The sequence below is a fragment of the Pseudomonas sp. MWU347 genome (assembly GCF_017947305.1).
GTDB lineage: Bacteria > Pseudomonadota > Gammaproteobacteria > Pseudomonadales > Pseudomonadaceae > Aquipseudomonas > Aquipseudomonas putida_A.
In genome coordinates this window covers 113,719-134,907 of sequence record NZ_JAFGZB010000007.1, presented here as the reverse complement: position 1 = coordinate 134,907, position 21,189 = coordinate 113,719, and the positions used below count along the sequence as shown (strand labels likewise).

Below are 21,189 nucleotides of genomic sequence, written 5' to 3'. Positions count from 1 at the left end.
GGCGGGCGGCGTTCCGATGAGGGGCAAATCCACCACAAAACCAAAGCCGCCCCCCGCTCTTCACCACTCAACAGGATGAGCGTTAGCTCGGCTGCGGCTTTTGATCTGTAAGGCGACGTCGGAAGGCTGAGTGGAGGGATTGATCCGGGGGTGGGAGCGCAGCGACCGTTTGGCGAAGCCAAACACAGCGAGAGGAGGTGCAGCGAAGCAAACCGTAGGCGCTGCGCCCGGATCGATCCCGGAGCGAAGGGACCCCGAGCCCCAGCGAGCGGGCCGAACGCAGGAGCAAGCGTTTTTGGTTACTTTTTAGGCGTTTGTAAAAAGTGACCCGCCGTAAGGGCGGAACCGTAATCAGCCACACCCGCAGAAACGGATATACACCCCGGCGAAACTGACAGCGCTGACAGCTAGCCGTCACCCTACTGACCTGCAGACAGGTTTATAAAGACAACAACCCTGCCCAAACTCCGTCCGGCGCCCACCCCGCATGCGAATCCAAAAGAACAAAGCCCTGCTCGCCACCCTGTTGATCGTCCTCGCAGGCGCAGGTCTGTGGTACACCCTGAAACCCGCCCCGACCAAACTGGCCACCCCAACCGCCATCCCGGTCCGCGTCGTCACGGTCAGCGAAAAAGACGTCCCCCGCTACACCAGCGGCATCGGCTCCGTACTCTCATTACACAGCGTCGTAGTGCGCCCACAAGTCGACGGCATCCTCACCAAAATCCTCGTCAAGGAAGGCCAACTCGTCAAAGCAGGCGACCTGCTCGCCACCATCGACGACCGCTCGATCCGCGCCAGCCTCGACCAGGCCCGCGCGCAACTGGGCGAAAGCCAGGCACAACTGCAAGTCGCCTTGGTCAACCTCAAGCGCTACAAACTGCTCAGCGTCGACGACGGCGTCTCCAAACAGACCTACGACCAGCAACAGGCACTGGTCAACCAATTGAAAGCCACCGCACAAGGCAACCAGGCCGCAATCGACGCGGCGCAGGTACAACTTTCTTACACGCAGATCCGCTCCCCGGTCACCGGCCGCGTCGGTATTCGTACAGTCGATGAAGGCAACTTCCTGCGCATGACCGACACCGCCGGCCTGTTCACCGTGACCCAGATCGACCCGATCGCCGTGGAATTCTCGCTGCCGCAGCAAATGCTGCCGACCCTGCAGGGCCTGATCAACGATCCGCAGCACGCACAGGTCAAGGCTTACATTGGCGCCGACACCGACGGTGAAACCGGCAACCTGCTCGGCGAAGGTCACCTGACCCTGATCGACAACCAGATCAACGCCAACACCGGCACCATCCGCGCCAAGGCCGAATTCGACAACGCCAGCCAAAAGCTCTGGCCGGGCCTGCTGGTGACGGTAAAAATTCAGACGGCACTGGATAAGAATGCGCTGGTGGTGCCGCCTACCGTCGTACAACGCGGCCTCGACCAACACTTCGTTTACCGCGTGAACGGCGACAAGGTCGAAGCCGTACAAGTGCAGATGGTTTATCAGGGCAGCGGGCAGGACATCATCAAAGGCGTGAAGGCCGGTGACGTACTGGTGACCGACGGCCAGTCGCGGCTCAAACCCGGCTCGACCGTGCAGGTCATGAGCGAGCCGCCACAGGTGGTGCAAGCGGAGCCGAAACCATGAAGGCGCACAAAGGCGTCTCCACCTGGTGCATCGATCACCCGGTCGCGACGATTCTGCTGACCATCGCATTGGTGCTGGTCGGCGTGATTGCCTTCCCGCGCCTGCCGATCGCCCCACTGCCGGAAGCGGAATTTCCGACAATTCAGGTCTCGGCGCAGTTACCCGGTGCGAGCCCCGACACCATGGCTTCGTCCGTGGCCACGCCGCTGGAGGTGCAATTCAGCGCCATCCCCGGCATGACCCAGATGACCTCCAGCAGTGCGCTCGGCTCCAGCCTGCTGACCCTGCAATTCACCCTCGACAAGAGCATCGACACCGCCGCCCAGGAAGTCCAGGCCGCGATCAACACCGCCGCCGGCAAACTGCCCAAGGACATGCCGACCCTGCCGACCTGGAAGAAGGTCAACCCGGCCGACAGCCCGGTGCTGATCTTAAGCGTCAGCTCGACGCAAATGCCCGGCACCGAACTCAGCGACCTGGTGGAAACCCTGCTCTCGCGCCAGATCAGTCAGATCGACGGTGTAGGCCAGATCAACATCACCGGTCAGCAACGTCCGGCGATCCGCGTGCAAGCCTCGGCCGACAAACTGGCGGCCATCGGCCTGACCCTGGCCGACATTCGTCTGGCGATCCAGCAGACCAGCCTCAACCTTGCCAAAGGTGCGTTGTACGGCGAATCGAGCATCTCGACGCTGTCGACCAACGATCAGTTGTTCAAACCCGAGGATTACAGCCAACTCATCGTTTCCTACAAGGACGGCGCCCCGGTTCACCTGCGGGATGTCGCCAAAGTCGTCAACGGTTCGGAAGATGCCTACGTGCAAGCCTGGGCCGGTGATCAACCCGGGGTGAACCTGGTGATCTCGCGCCAGCCCGGCGCGAACATCGTCGAAACCGTCGACCGCATTCAAGCCGCCCTGCCCGGCCTCGAAGCCATGCTCCCGGCCTCGGTGCAGGTGAAAACCCTGATCGACCGCACCCAGACCATTCGCGCCTCGCTGCATGAAGTCGAGATCACCCTGTTGATCGCGATCCTGCTGGTGGTGGCGGTGATGGCGCTGTTCCTGCGGCAGTTGTCGGCGACGATGATTGTGTCGGCGGTGCTCGGTGTATCGCTGACCGCCAGTTTCGCCCTGATGTACCTGCTGGGATTCAGCCTGAACAACCTGACGCTGGTGGCGATCGTCGTCGCGGTCGGGTTTGTCGTGGACGATGCGATTGTGGTGGTGGAGAACATCCACCGGCATCTGGAGGCCGGCAACAGCATGCGCGAGGCGGCGGTCAAAGGTGCCGGCGAGATCGGCTTCACCGTGGTCTCGATCAGTTTCTCGCTGGTGGCAGCGTTTATTCCGTTGCTATTCATGGGCGGCGTGGTCGGGCGGTTGTTCAAGGAATTCGCCCTGACGGCGACCTCGACCATTCTGATTTCGGTGGTGGTGTCGCTGACCCTCGCGCCGACGCTGGCAGCGCTGTTCATGCGCAAACCGGTGCACCACGCCCACGACAAACCGGGTTTCAGCGAACGCTTGCTGGCCTGGTACGAAAAAGGTCTGCGCCGCGCCCTCGCCCACCAGAAACTGATGATCGGCGTGTTCGGCCTGTCGCTGGCACTGGCGATTGCCGGTTACATCTTTATCCCCAAGGGATTCTTCCCGGTTCAGGACACCGGATTCGTCCTCGGCACCACCGAAGCCGCTGCGGATATTTCCTACGGCGACATGGTGAAAAAACACTTGGCCATGGCCGAAATCGTCGCCGCCGATCCGGCCGTTCAGGCGTTCTCGCACTCGGTCGGTGTGTCCGGCAGCAACCAGACCATCGCCAACGGCCGCTTCTGGATCGCCCTGAAAAAACGCGGCGACCGCGACGTCTCGGCCAGCCAGTTCATCGACCGCATTCGTCCGCAACTGATGAAAGTCCCGGGCATCGTCCTGTACCTGCGCGCCGGTCAGGACATCAACCTCAGCTCCGGCCCGAGTCGCGCGCAGTACCAATACGTGCTCAAGAGCAACGACGGCGCGACCCTCGCCACCTGGACCCAGCGCCTGACCGAAAAGCTGCGCAGCATCCCGGCGTTCCGCGACATTTCCAACGATCTGCAACTGGGCGGCAGCATCACTCACATCAGCATCGACCGCAGCGCCGCCGCGCGTTTCGGCCTGACCGCGAGTGATGTCGACGAGGCGCTGTACGACGCCTTTGGTCAGCGTCAGATCAACGAGTTCCAGACCCAGGTCAACCAGTACAACGTGATTCTGGAGCTGGACACCAAGCAACGCGGCAAGGCCGAAAGCCTCAACTATTTCTACCTGCGCTCGCCGCTGAGTGGCGAGATGGTGCCGCTGTCGGCGCTGGCCAAATTCGATGCGCCGACCATCGGCCCGCTGTCGATTGCCCATGACGGCATGTTCCCCGCCGCCAACCTGTCGTTCAACCTGGCGCCCGGCGTGGCGTTGGGCGACGCGGTGATCCTGCTCAATCAGGCCAAGGCCGAGATCGGCATGCCGACCGCGATCAGCGGCAATTTCCAGGGCGCGGCGCAGGCGTTCCAGAGTTCGCTGGCCAGTCAGCCGTGGCTGATTCTCGCGGCGCTGGTGGCGGTGTACATCATTCTCGGCGTGCTCTATGAGAGCTTCGTGCATCCGCTGACAATCATCTCGACGCTGCCGGCGGCCGGTCTCGGGGCGGTGATCATGCTGTGGATCTGCGGTCAGGATTTTTCGATCATGGCGTTGATCGGGCTGGTGTTGCTGATCGGTATCGTCAAGAAGAACGGCATCCTGATGATCGACTTTGCCCTGGAAGCCCAGCGCAATCGCGGACTGGCGCCGCAGGATGCGATTTTCGAAGCGTGCCTGACGCGGTTCCGGCCGATCATCATGACCACCCTCGCCGCGCTGCTCGGCGCGTTGCCGCTGATGCTCGGTTACGGCACCGGCGCGGAACTGCGCCAGCCGCTGGGGATCGCGGTGGTGGGCGGCTTGCTGGTCAGCCAGATGCTGACGCTGTTTACTACGCCGGTCATATACTTGTGGCTTGAGCGGCTATTCCACAGGCCCAAACCAATGCCCACGACGGCACTGGCGACCACAGACTGAGGCAGGGTCATGCGCGTTCTGATTATCGAAGACGAGGAAAAAACCGCGGATTATCTGCACCGCGGTCTGACGGAACAGGGTTACACCGTGGACCTGGCCCGCGACGGCGTCGAAGGCCTGCATCTGGCGCTGGAAAGCGACTACGCGGTGATCGTCCTCGACGTCATGCTGCCGGGCCTGGATGGCTTCGGCGTGCTGCGCGCATTGCGTGCACGCAAGCAGACCCCGGTGATCATGCTCACCGCCCGCGAGCGCGTCGAAGACCGGATCAAGGGCCTGCGTGACGGCGCCGACGATTACCTCGGCAAGCCGTTTTCCTTCCTTGAACTGGTAGCCCGCCTGCAAGCGCTGACCCGGCGTAGCGGTGGCCATGAACCGGTGCAAGTGAGCATCGCCGACCTGTGGATCGATCTGATCAGCCGCAAGGCTACCCGCGCCGGCACCCGCCTGGACCTGACGGCGAAAGAGTTCTCGCTGCTCAGCGTGCTGGCGCGCCGGCAAGGTGAAATACTCTCGAAAACCGCGATTGCCGAGATGGTCTGGGACATCAATTTCGACAGCGACGCGAATGTCGTCGAAGTCGCGATCAAGCGCCTGCGAGCCAAACTCGACGGGCCGTTCGACGAGAAACTGCTGCACACGATTCGTGGCATGGGTTATGTGCTGGAGAGCCGTGGTGTCCAGTAATTCCATCGCACTGCGCCTCAGCGGCATGTTTACGCTGGTGGCGCTGCTGGTGTTTCTGTTGATTGGCGGCGCGCTGTATCAGCAGGTCGACAAAGGCCTGGGTCTGCTGCCGGAAGCCGAGCTGGATGCGCGTTACAGCGTGCTGGAGTCGGCGCTCAATCGTTATGGCACGCCTGAGCATTGGGTGAAGATCAACGCCAAGCTCAAGCTGCTCGGCGAGGAAGACAAGCGCATTCGTTTCTGGGTGGTCAGCGGTGATCCCGGTTACGAGTACGGCGCGCCGGACGCGCAAATCCGCGCCTTCGCCAAAGGGCCGCTGGGCATGCATGACCTGCAGTTGCCCGAGCATCCTTATCCGCTGAAAGTGCTGCTGACCGAGTTACCCGCCAAGGATCAACGCCCGCCGCTGCGCTTCATGATCGGCATCGATACCGAGACTTTCCACGAGACTCAGCACAACCTGCTGATCGCCTTGGTCAGCCTGGCGATTGTCGGCGTGCTGCTGGCCTCGGCGCTGGGCTACTGGGTGGCGCGGATCGGCCTCAAGCCGTTGATCAAACTGTCTCACGAAGCCCAGCGCCTGGCACCGCCACTACGGGCCGGACGCCTGCGCATGTCGCCCTTGCCGCCGGAGCTGGAGCAGTTTGTCGACTCGTTCAACTCAACCCTGGAGCGGGTCGAACAGGCCTATTCGCGCCTGGAATCGTTCAACGCCGACGTCGCCCATGAACTGCGCTCGCCACTGACCAACCTGATCGGCCAGACCCAGGTCGCGCTGACCCGCGGGCGCTCCGCCGAACACTATTTCGAAGTGCTGCAATCGAACCTCGAAGAGCTGGAACGCCTGCGTTCGATCATCAACGACATGCTGTTTCTGGCCAGCGCCGACCAGGGCAGCAAGGCGACCAAGCTCACCGAAACTTCGCTGGCTGATGAAGTCGCGACCACGCTCGAGTACCTGGATTTCATCCTCGAAGACGCGCAAGTGCAGGTGCACGTCAGTGGCGATGCGCAGGTGCGGATCGAGATCGCGCATCTGCGCCGGGCACTGATCAATCTGCTGAGCAACGCCGTGCAGCACACCGAGCCGGGCCAGGTGATCGAGGTGCACATCGAAGTTGAAGAGCATCAGGTCAGCATCGGCGTGGCCAATCCGGGCTCGCCGATTGCCAGCGAGCACTTGCCGCGCTTGTTCGAGCGCTTCTATCGGGTCGATGCCTCGCGCAGCAACAGCGGCAACAACCATGGGCTGGGGCTGGCGATCGTCAAGGCAATTGCTCTGATGCACGGTGGCGATGTGTTTGTGCGCAGTGATCGGGGGATGAATACCTTCGGCATTTATTTGCCTGTTTAGAAGCCCCTCACCCTAACCCTCTCCCGGAGGGAGAGGGGACTGACCGAGCCGTTCTCTGGAGTTGCATCGACCTGAAATATCCAGTCGAACTCAAGTTTTGAAAAGCCCCCGATCTGCTCCCTTTCCCCCTCGCCCCCTTGGGGGAGAGGGCTGGGGTGAGGGGGTTGCTCTTGGCTGCACCGAGACCTTCGACTTTTACCTCCTGCGCAACAGTCATTTATGAAAATCACGCTGTTTCTCGGCGCCCGGCAACCTTATCTTTGCCCGCACCAAACAGCACTTGCCAAGCAAGAAGGTTTTCAAGATGTCCAACAGTATGGGTATTGCCAGCGCTTTCGTTTTGTCCTCATTGATCCTGTCGCCGATGGCGATGGCTGAAGAATCGCAAGCGTTCGTAGCGCAGAATGCCGCTCGCGCTCACGCCTTCGAACAGTATCAGGCAGAAGTGATGGCCAAGTCGCAGGACGCCTCGCAAGCCCCTCAAGCCGCCACTTCCCAGGCTCAAGCGGCCGAGAAAGACAGCTGAGTCGCGCACCGCGAAACATTTCCCTCGACGCGGTTGTTTGGCTCTTCCCGTTCAACCGTCGTCCTTCCAGGCCGCTGCCTTTCAGCGGCCTTTTTTCGTTGTGGTCTGAAAGCCGTTTGGTTCGTCTGTAAAAAACAAGAAACATCCCGCACCTCAAGACATTGAAGTGTCAGTTGACCCAAGGAGCTCCGTCGCAAGTGCGTTACCCAGTCAGTTTCACCCCGCTGTTCATTGCAATTGCCGCAACGATTGCCCCCGCCGCTCACGCCGACGAAGCCGCCAAACAAGGCTTCATCGAAGGCTCGAGCCTCAACCTCAACGCCCGCAACTACTACATGAATCGCAACCGTCTGCAGCAGACGGACGACAACATCGAGTGGGGCCAGGGTTTTCTCGGGATCTTCCAGTCGGGTTACACCGAAGGCACGGTCGGCTTCGGCATCGATGCCCACGCCATGCTCGGGCTGAAGCTCGACGGCGGTGGCGGTACCGATGGTTCGAGCATCCTGCCGATCAGCGATGGCAACGGCAAAGCGCCGGGCTCGTTCTCGACTGCGGGCGGCACGTTGAAGATGCGCGCGTTCGATACCGAGCTGAAGGCCGGTGACCTGTTCCTCACCAACCCGGTGATTGCCGGCGGTGATTCGCGCATGTTGCCGCAGACCTTTCGTGGCGTGAGCCTGACCAACCACAGCTTCGACGGCTGGATGTTCGAAGGTGGCCAGGCCAGTTTTACCAAGCCGTACAATCAGAGCGGTCGCCAGCGCATCGGCACGTCCTACGGCAAACTCGCCGAGGGCGACGAAAGCCGTCACCTGAACTGGGCCGGCGTGTCCTGGAGCGGCGTCGAAGGGCTTACCAGCAATCTGTACGCCGCCGAGCTGAAGGACATCTGGAACCAGTACTACTACGACCTGGATTACACCTGGCAGTTGACCGATCTGGTCACCCTCAACCCGGGCCTGCACTTCTATCACACGCAGGACACCGGCGACGCGCTGCTGGGTAACATCGACAACAACACTTACAGCCTGCATTTCACCGTCGGCATCGGCAACCACAGCGTCACCGCTGCGTACCAGCGCGTGAACGGCAACACGCCGTTCGACTACATCAGCCAGGGCGACAGCGTTTACCTCGACAACTCGCAACAGTATTCGGACTTCAACGGCCCGAACGAGCGCTCGTGGAAGCTCAAGTACGCCTATGACTTCGCCGGTCTCGGTGTGCCGGGCCTGACTTCGGCAGTTTCCTATTCGCGCGGCACCGTGGACCTGACCAAGGTCGATCCGGGCAGCAAAGGCTATGCCTCGTGGTACAGCGCTGACGGTCGCAACGCCAAGCACTGGGAACGCGACCTTGATCTGAAATACGTGGTGCAGAGCGGTCAGGCGAAAGACCTCGCGGTACGCCTGCAATGGGCGACCAACCGGGGTGGCAACGGTTACGGCGCGATTGATACCGATACCGATGAATACCGGGTGATTGTCGACTACCCGATCAACGTCTTCTAAGATCCCCCCTGCACCACGGTCTTGAATTTAGAGATGTACCCTGTGGGAGCGGGCTTGCTCGCGAATGCGCTGCATCAGTCGACATCAATGTTGAATGACACGGCGTATTCGCGAGCAAGCCCGCTCCCACAATGGAATACCGTCACTGACTTGATGCAACTACGCTAATAAGATCCTCCCAACCGACAGCCCCCATCATGATCGCGAGCCGTACCCCACCTCTGGCGGGCAAGACCGGACGCCCTGAATTGCTGCTGATCTGCGGCAGTTCGCTGACCGTGATCGCGATTCTGTGCATCGTCACTTTTCTGCTGATTCGTGAGCACGCCAACGCTCAGGAGTCGGCCACCCGCAGTGCCACCACCATCGCCCAGTTGATCGACGCCGACGTCCTGCGCACGGTCGAGCTGTACGACCTGACCTTGCAAGGCCTGATCGCCGCCGCCCAGCGTGATGATCTGCGCGACGTCACCCCGCAGATCCGCCATCTGGCGCTGTTCGACCGCTCCACTACCGCGCGCTTCAAGGGCGACATCCTGCTGCTCGACAAGCATGGCGATGTGGTCGCCGACTCATCACGCATCGAACCCAAACCGGGCAACTTCGCCGACCGCGATTATTTCCTCGCCCATGCCTTCAACCGTGACATGGGCATGTTCATCAGCCGCCCGTTCAAGACCCGCTGCGATTGCGACGAAGCCAATCAGTGGCGCATCAGCTTCAGTCGGCGGATTTCTTCGGACACTGGAGAATTCGCCGGTGTGGCGGTGGCGTCGATGAAACTCGACTACTTCGATCAACTGTTCAACAGCCTCGATATCGGCAAAGACAGCACGCTGAACATCATCAACAGCGACGGCGTGCTGCTGGCGCAGAAGCCTTATCTGCAAAGCGACTCCATCGGCAAGAGTTTCGGCAACCGGCCCAACGTGGTGCGGATTCTCGGCGACAAGGACGGCAGTGGCAGTTTCACCAGCACTTCGAGCATGGATCATCAGCAACGGCTTTACACCTATTCGCGGGTCGGCAATCTGCCGTTGACGGTGATGGTCGCGCTCTCCAGTGATGAGGTGTTCGGCACCTGGCGCCGCACCGCGCTGTTGATCAGCGGCGCCACCGGCGTGCTGTGTGCCGGGCTGCTGTGGCTGACCTGGCTACTTGCCCGTGAGCTGCGCCTGCGCCAGCGCGCCGAACGTGAACTGGCGCAACTGGCCGCCACCGATGCGCTGACCGGCGTGGCCAACCGGCGGATGCTCGATCAGTCGCTGCGCCACGAATGGTTCCGCGCCCAGCGTTCGGGCAAGCCGCTGTCGGTGATGATGATCGATGCCGACCACTTCAAGGCCTTCAACGACCGGCATGGGCATCAGGCCGGTGATCAGGCGCTGCGCGAACTGGCCAGGGTAATCACGGCGAACGTGCGACGACCAGGGGATCTGGTCGCCCGTTACGGCGGCGAAGAGTTCTCGGTGATCCTCGCTGAAACCGACAGCAGCGGCGCGCGACAGATTGCCGAACATATCCGCCAGGCGGTCGAGCAGATGCCGAGGGTCCAGGGCGCGGACGTGGCGATGACCGTCAGTATCGGTATCAGCACCTGGACGGCGGTGGTCGATATGTCGCTGGAGCAACTGCTGTTTGCGGCGGACAAGGCGCTGTATCAGGCCAAAGAAGGTGGGCGCAATCGGGTGGTGGTGGCTGGCTGACAGGTGTATTGGCTTCACCGGCCCTATCGCGAGCAGGCTCACTCCTACAGGGGAACGCATTCCAAATGTGGGAGCGAGCTTGCTCGCGAAGAGGCCAGCCCAGGCAACACAAAAACCGCAGGCATAAAAAAAGGCCATCCGAGGATGGCCTTCAAAAAACTAGAGAGGTTTTTTACTTACACCGCCGCAACCGGGCGCATGTAAGAGATCGGTGCAGTGCTGGCGTCTTCGAACGTCACGACTTCCCACGCATCTGTCTGCTCAATCAACTTGCGCAGCAGCTGGTTGTTCAGTGCATGACCGGACTTGAAGCCTTTGAACTCACCAATCAGGCTGTTACCCAGCAGGTACAGGTCGCCAATCGCATCGAGGATCTTGTGCTTCACGAATTCGTCTTCGTAGCGAAGGCCGTCTTCGTTCAGTACACCATCGGAATCCACCACGATCGCGTTTTCAACGCTGCCGCCGAGTGCGAGGTTGTGCTTGCGCAGGTACTCGATGTCACTCATGAAACCGAAAGTACGGGCGCGGCTGACTTCTTTTACGAACGAAGTGCTGGAAAAATCCACGCTTGCACTTTGGGTGCGGTCCCGGAAAACCGGGTGATCGAAATCGATCTCGAAGCTCACCTTGAACCCTTCGAAAGGGACGAAAGTGGCGCGCTTGTCGCCGTCTTCCACTGTCACTTCACGCAGGATGCGGATGAATTTCTTGGCGGCGTCCTGTTCTTCCAGGCCAGCCGATTGAATCAGGAATACGAACGGTCCAGCGCTGCCATCCATGATCGGGACTTCGGACGCGGAGAGCTCGACGTAGGCGTTATCGATGCCCAGGCCAGCCATGGCCGAGAGCAAGTGCTCTACCGTGTCCACTTTGACGTCGCCGTTGATCAGCGTCGTCGACATAGTGGTTTCACCGACGTTTTCCGCGCGGGCAGGAATCTGCACCACAGGGTCGAGGTCAGCGCGACAAAACACAATGCCAGTGTCGACAGGCGCAGGCTTGAGGGTCAGGTAGACCTTCTCCCCGGAATGCAGGCCTACACCTGTGGCACGGATAATATTTTTCAGTGTGCGTTGTTTAATCATGGCTTGGGCCGCTTCAGCGCAAATTGCGAACTGGTATCAACAAAGGCTGGCGATAATAGCAGACCGAGCCTTTGCTGAACACCAATCACCGTCATAGCCCTGATACATTCCATCAATCGGCCTGACGACGCAGGAATGCCGGGATGTCCAGGTAATCCAGATCGTCCTGCGGGTTCATCTTCGCGGCAGTCGCAGCACCGGCCTGAGCCTGGTTGCGCATGACGGTCGGACGGTCCAGGTCACGGTAGTTCACCGCCGGAGCTTCCTGACGCGCAGGAGCAGGTTGTTGAACCTGAGCGGCAGCCATGGAGGTGTGAACGGTGTTGTCGATGACCTTCACAGGCTTCTCGATTTTCGCGCCCAGACCGGTGGCAACCACGGTGACGTGCAGTTCGTCGCGCATGTCCGGATCGATAACGGTACCGACCTTGACCATTGCGTGCTCGGAAGCGAAGGCTTCGATGATGCTACCCACGTCGGAGTACTCACCCAGGGACAGGTCAGGACCGGCGGTGATGTTCACCAGGATGCCGCGTGCACCTTGCAGGTTCACGTCTTCCAGCAGCGGGTTGCGGATGGCCGCTTCGGTCGCTTCACGCGCACGGTTCGGACCGCTGGCGCAGCCAGTGCCCATCATCGCCATGCCCATTTCGCTCATCACGGTACGCACGTCGGCGAAGTCGACGTTGATCATGCCCGGACGCTTGATGATGTCGGAGATACCGCGAACGGCACCGGCCAGTACGTCGTCAGCCTTGGCGAAAGCCGACAAGAGGCTTGCGTCTTTACCGAGGATGGTCAGCAGCTTCTCGTTGGGGATAGTGATCAACGAGTCGACGCTTTCGGAGAGCATGCGGATGCCTTCGTCGGCGATCTGCATACGCTTGCGGCCTTCGAACGGGAACGGACGGGTCACGACCGCAACGGTCAGGATGCCCATTTCCTTGGCCACTTCGGCGATGATCGGTGCAGCACCGGTACCGGTACCGCCGCCCATGCCAGTGGTGATGAACACCATGTTGGTGCCCTGCAGGACTTCGGCAATGCGCTCACGGTCTTCGAGAGCGGCCTGACGACCTACTTCAGGGTTGGCGCCAGCGCCGAGACCTTTGGTCACGCCGGTGCCCAGTTGCAGGATGGTGCGCGCGCCGATGTTTTTCAGCGCTTGAGCATCAGTGTTGGCGCAGATGAATTCGACGCCTTCGATGTTGCTCTTGACCATGTGGTTGACAGCGTTGCCGCCGCCACCGCCAACACCGATAACTTTGATTACCGGGCTTGCGGGGATGTTGTCTACGAGTTCGAACATTTTCCCTCTCCTTACATTCTCTAGTTTTTTCGCCTACTGCATTTTTGTAGCGGTGTTGCGGTAAAGCGTTAGAAGTTGCCTTGAACCCACTTCTTCAATCGGTCCAGCAACGGTGCCTGTGGCTCATCGTTGCTGTAGCTGTCGCGGCTGCCGATGCCCGAGAACGAGATCCCGTCGGACTGCTTCTGCAGGCCGTACATCAACAAGCCCACGCCAGTGGAATAAATCGGGTTGCGCACCACGTCATCCAGGCCCTTCACGCCATGCGGCACGCCCAGGCGCACCGGCATGTGGAAGATTTCTTCAGCCAGTTCGGTGGCACCTTCCATCTTCGACGTACCGCCGGTCAGGACGATGCCCGCCGGGATCAGGTCTTCGTAGCCGCTGCGACGCAGTTCGGCCTGGATCAGGGTGAACAGTTCGTCGTAACGCGGCTCGACCACTTCGGCCAGGGCCTGACGCGACAGTTCGCGCGGTGGACGGTCGCCAACGCTCGGCACCTTGATGGTTTCGCCGGCACCGGCCAGTTTGGCCAGGGCGCAGGCGTAGCGGATCTTGATCTCTTCGGCGTACTGGGTCGGGGTGCGCAACGCCATGGCGATGTCGTTGGTCACCTGATCACCGGCAATCGGGATCACCGCGGTGTGGCGGATCGCGCCTTCGGTGAAGATCGCGATGTCGGTGGTGCCGCCGCCGATGTCGACCAGGCACACGCCCAGCTCTTTTTCGTCGTCGGTCAGTACCGAGTAGGCCGAGGCCAGTTGCTCGAGAATGATGTCGTCGATTTCCAGACCGCAGCGACGCACGCATTTTTCAATGTTCTGGGCAGCATTGACGGCGCAGGTGACCACGTGAACCTTGGCTTCCAGACGGACGCCGGACATGCCCAGAGGCTCGCGGACGCCTTCCTGGTTATCGATCACGTAATCCTGCGGCAGGGTGTGCAGCACGCGCTGGTCAGCCGGGATCGCCACGGCCTGGGCGGCGTCGAGTACGCGCTCCAGGTCAGCCGAGCTCACTTCGCGGTCACGAATCGCCACGATGCCGTGGGAGTTCAGGCTGCGGATGTGATTGCCGGCCACGCCGACGAACGCCGAGTGAATGCGGCAGCCCGCCATCAGTTGGGCTTCTTCGATCGCGCGCTGGATCGATTGCACGGTGGACTCGATGTTCACCACCACGCCCTTCTTCAGGCCGCGGGACGGGTGAGTACCGATACCGACGATTTCCAGCGTGCCGTCGTCCGCGACCTCGCCTACCAGCGCCACCACCTTGGAGGTGCCGATATCCAGACCGACGATCATTTTGCCGCTTTGCACGTTTGCCATGGGTCCTGCCTCTTCTTAATTCTTTGCGACAGCGGGTTGGGCTGTCGTCGGCGCTACTGGTTCCCGCCAGCCAACAGCGAGGCCGTTGGCGTAGCGCAGATCGATGCGCGCAATGTTCGTAATCTGGTCTTTAAGCGTCTTGTCATAGATGGCAATGAAGCGGCGCATCTTTTCCACCAGGTTGCCGCGTCCCAGCAGCAACTCGATGCCGGGGCCGGAGCTGCCGGCACCGGTGGTCAGGAACCAGCTGCCACGTTCACGCAGTTCCAGGCGCGCGATCGAGAAGCCCAGCGGCCGGAGCATCTGGCTCAGCACCTGATACTGCTGCATCACTTGCTGCTGGGCCCGTTGTGGGCCGAACAGCTGTGGCAGGTGTTCGTAGTTCGCCAACTCCTTTGGCGTGAAGGCCTGACCCTGGTTGTTGAGCAGCGACTCGTCGCCCCAACGGGCCACCGGCAGTTGCTCTTCGAGGCGGATCACCACCTGATCCGGCCACACCCGGCGTACTTCGGCGTGGGCGATCCATGGCATCTGCTCAAGCTCGGTCCGCATGCTGGCCAGATCAATGGTGAAGAAGCTCGACGCCACGTACGGGGCGATTCGCTGCTGCACCGCTTGCTGACTGATGTAGCTCAGGTCGCCCTGCACGGCGATCTTGGTGATCGGCCTGTCAGCGTAAGGCAGCAAACGCTGCGCGCCTTCGTAGGTACCGAACCCGAGCGCCACCAGCAGCACCGGCCAGAACAGGCTTTTCAGAAAGCCGAAATTGGCTTTCGGCAGGCGCGCGGACATCGGCTCTTTGGCCACCATTCGGCTGGCACCCCGCGGCACCGGCTTGCGGCCGGGTGCGGGTGGCTGATGTCTGAGATGAGCGCCTTGCATGGTCTTAACCTCGCGCCTCTGTGTTACCGGAGCCTTCAACACTGGCGGCCAGAATGGCCAGAACCAGTTGCTGGAAGTCCAGACCGGCAGCACGGGCCGCCATCGGCACCAGACTGTGATCGGTCATGCCCGGTGCGGTGTTCACTTCCAGGAACCAGAACTGTCCGTCGGCGTCCTGCATCACGTCCGCCCTGCCCCAACCGGCAATACCCAGCGCCTCACAGGCCTTGGCCGTGAGATCCATGAGTTCCTGCTCCTTAGCGGCATCCAGCCCGCACGGAATGCGGTACTGGGTATCGTTGGCGATGTACTTGGCGTCGTAGTCGTAGAACGTGTGCGGTGTACCCAGGGCGATAGGAGGCAACACCTGGTCACGCAGAGTGGCGATGGTGAACTCCGGACCTTGAATCCATTGTTCAACCAAGACTTGCGAATCGTAGGTACTGGCCGCTTTCCATGCGTCGATCAACTCGGACGCAGAACTCACTTTGGCCATCCCGATACTTGAACCTTCATGCGCCGGTTTGACGATCAAAGGGAAGCCCAGTTCCGTCGCCGCGGAAATACAATCGGCTTCGCTGCACAGCACAGCGTGACGCGGCGTCGGAATCCCGAGGCTGTGCCAGACCTGCTTGGTGCGCAGTTTGTCCATCGCCAGTGCCGAAGCGAGGATGCCGCTGCCGGTGTACGGAATACCGGCGCATTCGAGCAGGCCCTGCATCGAGCCGTCTTCACCGCCACGACCGTGGAGAATGATGAACGCGCGGTCGATCTTTTCATTCAGCAGACGCTGCAGAAAATCCTCGCCGACGTCGATCCCGAACGCGTCCACGCCCGCGCTTTGCAGCGCGTCGAGCACGGCGTTACCGGATTTCAGCGAAACCTCACGCTCGGCACTCATGCCACCGAACAGCACGGCGACACGGCCGAAATCTTTCGGCGCGATGGTGGAGAACAGGTTGGCGTAGGCAGCAGTCATTTCAACTTCCCCTCGACCGACGCCGCCACGGCGCCGGCGAACAATTCACTTTTCAACAGCTTCGGCGCGAGACCGCCGATATCCCCGGCACCCTGGCACAGCAGGATGTCGCCGGCACGCAGCAGCGGCTTGACCAGCGGCGCGAGGTCGACACCGCGCTCGATGTAGATCGGGTCGAGCTGACCACGCTGACGGATGCTGTTGCACAGCTTGCGGCTGTCCGCGCCCGGGATCGGCTCTTCGCCGGCCGGATAGACTTCCATCAGCAGCAGCACGTTGGCATCGGCCAGTACATTGACAAAATCGTCGTACAGGTCACGGGTGCGGCTGTAACGGTGCGGCTGGTAGACCATCACCAGACGGCGCTCCGGCCAGCCACCGCGCACGGCTTTGATCACGGCCGCGACTTCGGTCGGGTGGTGACCGTAGTCGTCGACCAGCATCACGTTGCCGCCGTCCACCGGCAGTTCGCCATAGACCTGGAAGCGTCGGCCAACGCCCTGGAACCCGGAAAGGCCCTGGACGATGGCTTCGTCGCTGACCCCTTCGTCGCTGGCGATGCAGATGGTCGCCAGCGAGTTGAGCACGTTGTGGTTGCCTGGCATGTTCACGGACACGTCCAGCGGCTCGCGATCCGGGCGCAGCACGGTGAAGAAGGTCTGCATGCCCTGCTGACGCACATTGATGGCACGCACGTCGGCGTCTTCGCTGAAGCCGTAGGTCACGGTCGGACGCTTGACCAGCGGCAGGATTTCACGCACCACCGGATCGTCCAGGCACATCACCGCCAAACCGTAGAACGGCAGGTTGTGCAGGAACTCGACGAAGGTTTTCTTCAGTTTGTTGAAGTCACCGTCGTAGGTCGCCATGTGGTCGGCGTCGATGTTGGTGACCACGGCCACCAGCGGTTGCAAGTGCAGGAAGCTCGCATCGCTTTCATCGGCTTCGGCGATCAGGTAGCGGCTGGTGCCGAGCTGGGCATTGGTGCCCGCGGCATTCAGACGGCCACCGATAACGAAAGTCGGGTCCAGGCCTCCGGCGGCGAACACCGAAGCGATCAGGCTGGTGGTGGTGGTTTTGCCGTGGGTGCCGGCGACGGCGATGCCGTGGCGATAGCGCATCAGCTCGGCGAGCATCTCGGCACGCGGTACCACCGGGATGCGGCGCTCAAGAGCGGTCGCCACTTCCGGGTTGGAGGTGTTGACGGCGCTGGAGACCACCAGTACGTCGGCGGTGGCAGCGTTCTCGGCACGGTGGCCGATATAGATGTGCGCGCCGAACGATTCCAGACGCTCGGTCACCGGCGAAGCCTTCAGGTCGGAACCGGACACTTCATAGCCCAGGTTCAGCAACACTTCAGCGATGCCGCACATGCCCACGCCGCCGATACCGACGAAGTGGATGCGACGGATGCGGCGCATTTCCGGTTGTGGCATGGCTTTCTGATTCTCAACCATGGGCCACCTCCAGGCAGGTATCGACCACGCTACGGGTGGCATCGGGTTTGGCCAGACGGCGGGCCGCTTGGGCCATTTCTTCGAGTCGTTGCGGTTGCATCAAGACCTCTGTCAGGCGCGCGGCAAGGTCCGCGGCACCAGTCGTTCTTTGCGGCATCACGAAGGCAGCGCCTTCACGGGCCAAATAATCGGCGTTGCGGGTCTGGTGATCGTCGATCGCGTGGGGCAAAGGCACCAGCATCGAGGGCAGACCAACGGCAGCCAGCTCACTGATGGTCAGCGCGCCAGCGCGGCACACCACCAGGTCAGCCCAGCCATAGGCCTGGGCCATGTCTTTGATAAAGGGCTGCACCTGCGCATCCACGCCGGCGGCGCGGTAGCGCTCTGCAGTCACTTCATCGTGGTTTTTGCCGGCCTGATGAAACACTTCCGGACGCAAATCGGCAGGGACTTGCGCCAGGGCTTCAGGCAGCAACTTGTTCAACGGTTCTGCGCCCAGGCTTCCGCCGAGGATCAGCAAACGCGCTTTGCGCCCGGCCAGAGCCGGTCGCGATGTTTCGAGGAACAGCTCGCTGCGCACCGGGTTTCCGGTGGTACGGCGGGTGTCCGACAGAGTAAAGGTGTCGGGGAATGCTTCACACACCCGGGCGGCGAACGGCACCAACAACCGATTGGCGGTGCCGGCCACGGCGTTCTGCTCGTGAACGATCACCGGCACACCGGCCAGTTTCGCGGCAATCCCGCCAGGCCCGGTCACATAACCACCGAAGCCGACCACGCAGACTGGACGCAACTTGCGAATCACCGCCCGCGCCTGCCACACCGACTTGAGCAACATGAACGGTGCCTTAAGCAGCGACAGCTTGCCCTTGCCACGCAATCCGGTGGCGTTGATGCGATGCAGTTCAAGACCTGCAGCCGGCACCAGTTCGTTTTCGATTCCGCGGGGCGTGCCGAGCCAGTGCACGGTGTAGCCGCGCGCCTGGAATTCACGGGCACAGGACAGCGCCGGGAACACGTGGCCGCCGGTGCCGCCGGCCATGATCAATACGTTAGCGCCCATGGTTCGGCTCCTCGGCGAAGTCGCTCTCATGGAACTCCATCTCTTCACTGCCCAGGTGGGTTCGACTCTCCCACTCGATCCTCAGCAACAAGCCGAGGCAGGCACAGCAGATCACCAGGGAACTACCGCCATAGCTGAGGAACGGCAGGGTCAGGCCCTTGGTCGGCAACAGGCCGACATTCACGCCGATGTTGATCAGGAACTGACCGATCCACAGGAACGACAGACCGTAAGCCACATAAGCGGCGAAGAACTGCTTGGCCTTCTCGGCCCACAGACCGATGTACATGCCGCGAATACAGACGAAGACGAACAGCGCCACGGTGCACAGCGAACCCACCGCACCCAGCTCTTCGGCAAGTACGGAGAACACGAAGTCGGTGTGCGCTTCAGGCAGGTAGAACTGTTTCTGCACGCTGTTGCCCAGGCCAACGCCCAGCCACTCACCGCGACCGAAGGCAATCAACGCCTGCGACAACTGATAACCGGCGCCGAACTGGTCGGCCCACGGGTCGGCGAAGTTAGTCAGACGCGCCATCCGGTAGGGCTGCATCTGAATCAGCAAGACCACGGCCCCGACTGCGAGAACCACCATCAGCGAGAAGCGGAACAGCCCGACTCCGCCGAGGAACAGCATCGCCGCCGCAGCCCCCATCATTACCACGGTGGCACCGAAGTCCGGCTCCATCAGCAACAGACCCGCCATCGGCAGCAGCACGATGAACGGCTTGAAGAAGCCCATCCAGCTCTCGCGCACTTCTTTCTGCCGACGCACCAGATAACCGGCGAGGTAGATCACCACAAACACCTTGGCGATCTCGGACGGCTGAACGTTGAAGAAGCTGAAACCGATCCAGCGCATCGACCCGTTCACTTCACGGCCGATCCCCGGGACGATCACCATCACCAGCAGACCGAATGCGCCGATCAGCATCATCCAGCCCAGACGCTGCCAGGTGGCAATCGGAATCATCATGGTGATGATGCACGCGCCGAGGCCCAGTGCCACGTAGATCAGGTGGCGAATCATGTAATACAGCGCGCTGCCCGACTGCGCCGCCGCCACTTCAGTGGAGGCCGAGGCGATCATGATCAGGCCCAGGCCCAGGAGCGCCAGGCAACCGGCGAGCATCGGGAAGTCGAGGTCGATGCCACGGCCGGTGATGATCGGCGACGGGTACGGCTTGATGATATTGCGCAGGCTCATGCCAGATCCTCCACGGCGCGGACGAACTGGTGACCACGGTCTTCGTAATTCTTGAACATGTCGAAACTGGCGCAAGCCGGCGACAGCAGCACCACGTCACCCGACTGGGCGACCGCGCGGCATTGCGCAACGGCGTCGACCAGCGAGGTCGCGCGAATCAGTGGCACGGCGTCACCGATGGCCTCGCCGATCTTGTCGGAGTCGCGGCCCATCAGGATCACGGCGCGGCAGTTGGCCGCCACTGGATCACGCAGATCCTTGAACTCGGCACCCTTGCCATCGCCGCCGGCAATCAGCACGACCTTGCCGTCGATGTCCGCACCCAGGCCTTCGATGGCAGCCAGAGCGGCGCCGACGTTGGTGGCTTTGGAATCGTTGTAGTAACCGACGCCGTCGAGGTCACGCAGCCACTGGCAGCGGTGTTCGAGGCCGGTGAAGTTACGCAGGGCATCAAGCATGGCGTCGAACGGCAGGCCGACCGCATGCCCCAGCGCCAGCGCCGCGAGGGCGTTGGCCTGGTTGTGCGCGCCACGTACTTTCAGTTCGCGCACCGGCATCAGGTTCTGGAATTCGAAGGCCAGGTATTTCTCGCCGTCTTCTTCGCGCAGGCCGAAGGCCTTGAAATCCGGTTTGTTCAGGCCGAAGGTCCAGCATGGCTGGCCTTCGCCGATCAGCGGACGGCTGAGTGCATCCTGACGGTTGACCACGAACTGCTTCGCACCACGGAAGATCCGGTGCTTGGCCAGGTGATACGCTGGCAGGCCGCTGTAGCGGTCCATGTGGTCTTCGCTGATGTTGAGCACGGTGGCCACTTCAGCGTTGAGCTGGTCGGTGGTTTCCAGCTGGAAGCTCGACAGCTCCATCACGTACAGCTCGACGTCATCGCTGAGCAATTCCAGTGCTGGCGTACCGAGGTTGCCGCCCACCGCGACGCGCTTGCCGGCCGCAGCCGCCATCTCGCCGACCAGAGTGGTGACGGTGCTCTTCGCGTTGGAACCGGTGATGGCCACGATCGGCGCCCGCGCGTTACGCGCGAACAACTCGATGTCGCCGGCCATTTTCACGCCACGGGCGGCAGCGGCTTGCAGGGCCGGGGTCGCCAGCGCCAGGCCAGGGCTCACGTAGAGCTCGTCGGCACGGCACAGGAATTCGACGTCCAGCTCGCCACAACGCACTTCCACGTGCGGATAGTCACGCTTGAGCGTGGCCAGTTCCGGTGGATTGTCCCGCGTATCGGCGACGGCAAACGACACGCCCCGGTTCGCCAGGAAGCGAACCAGGGACATGCCGCTCTTGCCGAGGCCGACAACGATGCGGAAGTGGTCAGAAGCGATCAGAGACAC

Annotated in this window: 16 protein-coding genes; 7 read left to right on the top strand and 9 right to left on the bottom strand. The window is 61.6% G+C overall.

All coding sequences use genetic code 11. From position 1 onward, the window contains the following. The first annotated feature begins 487 nt into the window (after positions 1 to 487). The 7 genes from KCG87_RS16540 to KCG87_RS16510 all read left to right on the top strand — a co-directional run bounded on the left by KCG87_RS16540 (position 488) and on the right by KCG87_RS16510 (position 10,533). A complete protein-coding gene (locus tag KCG87_RS16540; protein WP_210558542.1) occupies positions 488 to 1,648 on the top strand; it encodes an efflux RND transporter periplasmic adaptor subunit in 1,161 nt (386 codons plus the stop codon). Next, entirely contained in the window at positions 1,645 to 4,746 is a 3,102-nt protein-coding gene (locus KCG87_RS16535; protein WP_210558543.1) for a multidrug efflux RND transporter permease subunit, read from the top strand. Before KCG87_RS16540 ends, KCG87_RS16535 begins: the two co-directional genes overlap by 4 nt. A 9-nt stretch (positions 4,747 to 4,755) precedes the next feature. Beyond that, positions 4,756 to 5,433, top strand: coding sequence for a heavy metal response regulator transcription factor (locus KCG87_RS16530; protein ID WP_007916978.1), 678 nt, complete (start codon positions 4,756 to 4,758; stop codon positions 5,431 to 5,433). Beyond that, a complete protein-coding gene (locus KCG87_RS16525; RefSeq protein ID WP_210558544.1) occupies positions 5,423 to 6,787 on the top strand; it encodes a heavy metal sensor histidine kinase in 1,365 nt (454 codons plus the stop codon). The genes KCG87_RS16530 and KCG87_RS16525 overlap by 11 nt, the downstream gene beginning before the upstream one ends. A gap of 304 nt (positions 6,788 to 7,091) precedes the next feature. Further along, positions 7,092 to 7,313: a hypothetical protein gene (locus KCG87_RS16520; RefSeq protein WP_096795481.1), complete on the top strand. Its 222-nt coding sequence runs from the start codon at positions 7,092 to 7,094 to the stop codon at positions 7,311 to 7,313. 197 nt (positions 7,314 to 7,510) lie between these two features. Then, on the top strand, positions 7,511 to 8,827 hold the full coding sequence (locus KCG87_RS16515) for an OprD family porin (RefSeq protein ID WP_210558545.1): 1,317 nt from the start codon (positions 7,511 to 7,513) through the stop codon (positions 8,825 to 8,827). 197 nt (positions 8,828 to 9,024) lie between these two features. Then, complete coding sequence (locus tag KCG87_RS16510; protein WP_210558546.1) at positions 9,025 to 10,533, top strand: sensor domain-containing diguanylate cyclase; 1,509 nt, start codon at positions 9,025 to 9,027, stop codon at positions 10,531 to 10,533. A gap of 176 nt (positions 10,534 to 10,709) precedes the next feature. On the opposite strand, the gene lpxC is transcribed toward KCG87_RS16510, so the two are convergent. The 9 genes from lpxC to murD all read right to left on the bottom strand — a co-directional run bounded on the left by lpxC (position 10,710) and on the right by murD (position 21,189). Further along, the gene (gene lpxC, locus KCG87_RS16505) at positions 10,710 to 11,621 is read right to left on the bottom strand and encodes a UDP-3-O-acyl-N-acetylglucosamine deacetylase (protein WP_007961638.1); all 912 of its coding nucleotides are present in this window, start codon (positions 11,619 to 11,621) and stop codon (positions 10,710 to 10,712) included. Between the two features lie 112 nt (positions 11,622 to 11,733). After that, positions 11,734 to 12,930, bottom strand: a complete 1,197-nt coding sequence (gene ftsZ / locus KCG87_RS16500; RefSeq protein WP_007961637.1) for a cell division protein FtsZ — start codon at positions 12,928 to 12,930, stop codon at positions 11,734 to 11,736. 68 nt (positions 12,931 to 12,998) lie between these two features. Further along, entirely contained in the window at positions 12,999 to 14,258 is a 1,260-nt protein-coding gene (ftsA, locus tag KCG87_RS16495) for a cell division protein FtsA (RefSeq protein ID WP_003228014.1), read from the bottom strand. A gap of 15 nt (positions 14,259 to 14,273) precedes the next feature. Beyond that, on the bottom strand, positions 14,274 to 15,140 hold the full coding sequence (locus KCG87_RS16490) for a cell division protein FtsQ/DivIB (RefSeq protein ID WP_007961636.1): 867 nt from the start codon (positions 15,138 to 15,140) through the stop codon (positions 14,274 to 14,276). Positions 15,141 to 15,144: 4 nt separating this feature from the next. Next, on the bottom strand, positions 15,145 to 16,119 hold the full coding sequence (locus tag KCG87_RS16485; protein ID WP_027612179.1) for a D-alanine--D-alanine ligase: 975 nt from the start codon (positions 16,117 to 16,119) through the stop codon (positions 15,145 to 15,147). Further along, positions 16,116 to 17,576 (bottom strand): UDP-N-acetylmuramate--L-alanine ligase, encoded by a 1,461-nt coding sequence (gene murC / locus KCG87_RS16480; protein WP_025109285.1) that lies wholly within the window; start codon positions 17,574 to 17,576, stop codon positions 16,116 to 16,118. The genes KCG87_RS16485 and murC overlap by 4 nt, the downstream gene beginning before the upstream one ends. Continuing rightward, positions 17,569 to 18,639 (bottom strand): undecaprenyldiphospho-muramoylpentapeptide beta-N-acetylglucosaminyltransferase, encoded by a 1,071-nt coding sequence (gene murG, locus KCG87_RS16475; protein WP_027612180.1) that lies wholly within the window; start codon positions 18,637 to 18,639, stop codon positions 17,569 to 17,571. The genes murC and murG overlap by 8 nt, the downstream gene beginning before the upstream one ends. Beyond that, the gene (gene ftsW / locus KCG87_RS16470) at positions 18,629 to 19,840 is read right to left on the bottom strand and encodes a putative lipid II flippase FtsW (protein ID WP_171061850.1); all 1,212 of its coding nucleotides are present in this window, start codon (positions 19,838 to 19,840) and stop codon (positions 18,629 to 18,631) included. The genes murG and ftsW overlap by 11 nt, the downstream gene beginning before the upstream one ends. 2 nt (positions 19,841 to 19,842) lie before the next feature. Beyond that, complete coding sequence (gene murD, locus KCG87_RS16465; protein WP_098965541.1) at positions 19,843 to 21,189, bottom strand: UDP-N-acetylmuramoyl-L-alanine--D-glutamate ligase; 1,347 nt, start codon at positions 21,187 to 21,189, stop codon at positions 19,843 to 19,845.

Coding starts and splice junctions, on each gene's coding strand:
- KCG87_RS16530 (WP_007916978.1), top strand. CDS start 4,756: ATGCGCGTTCTGATTATCGAAGACGAGGAAAAAACCGCGGATTATCTG.
- KCG87_RS16510 (WP_210558546.1), top strand. CDS start 9,025: ATGATCGCGAGCCGTACCCCACCTCTGGCGGGCAAGACCGGACGCCCT.
- KCG87_RS16485 (WP_027612179.1), bottom strand. CDS start 16,119: ATGACTGCTGCCTACGCCAACCTGTTCTCCACCATCGCGCCGAAAGAT.
- ftsA (WP_003228014.1), bottom strand. CDS start 14,258: ATGGCAAACGTGCAAAGCGGCAAAATGATCGTCGGTCTGGATATCGGC.
- KCG87_RS16490 (WP_007961636.1), bottom strand. CDS start 15,140: ATGCAAGGCGCTCATCTCAGACATCAGCCACCCGCACCCGGCCGCAAG.
- KCG87_RS16535 (WP_210558543.1), top strand. CDS start 1,645: ATGAAGGCGCACAAAGGCGTCTCCACCTGGTGCATCGATCACCCGGTC.
- lpxC (WP_007961638.1), bottom strand. CDS start 11,621: ATGATTAAACAACGCACACTGAAAAATATTATCCGTGCCACAGGTGTA.
- murG (WP_027612180.1), bottom strand. CDS start 18,639: ATGGGCGCTAACGTATTGATCATGGCCGGCGGCACCGGCGGCCACGTG.
- ftsZ (WP_007961637.1), bottom strand. CDS start 12,930: ATGTTCGAACTCGTAGACAACATCCCCGCAAGCCCGGTAATCAAAGTT.
- KCG87_RS16520 (WP_096795481.1), top strand. CDS start 7,092: ATGTCCAACAGTATGGGTATTGCCAGCGCTTTCGTTTTGTCCTCATTG.
- murC (WP_025109285.1), bottom strand. CDS start 17,576: ATGGTTGAGAATCAGAAAGCCATGCCACAACCGGAAATGCGCCGCATC.
- KCG87_RS16540 (WP_210558542.1), top strand. CDS start 488: ATGCGAATCCAAAAGAACAAAGCCCTGCTCGCCACCCTGTTGATCGTC.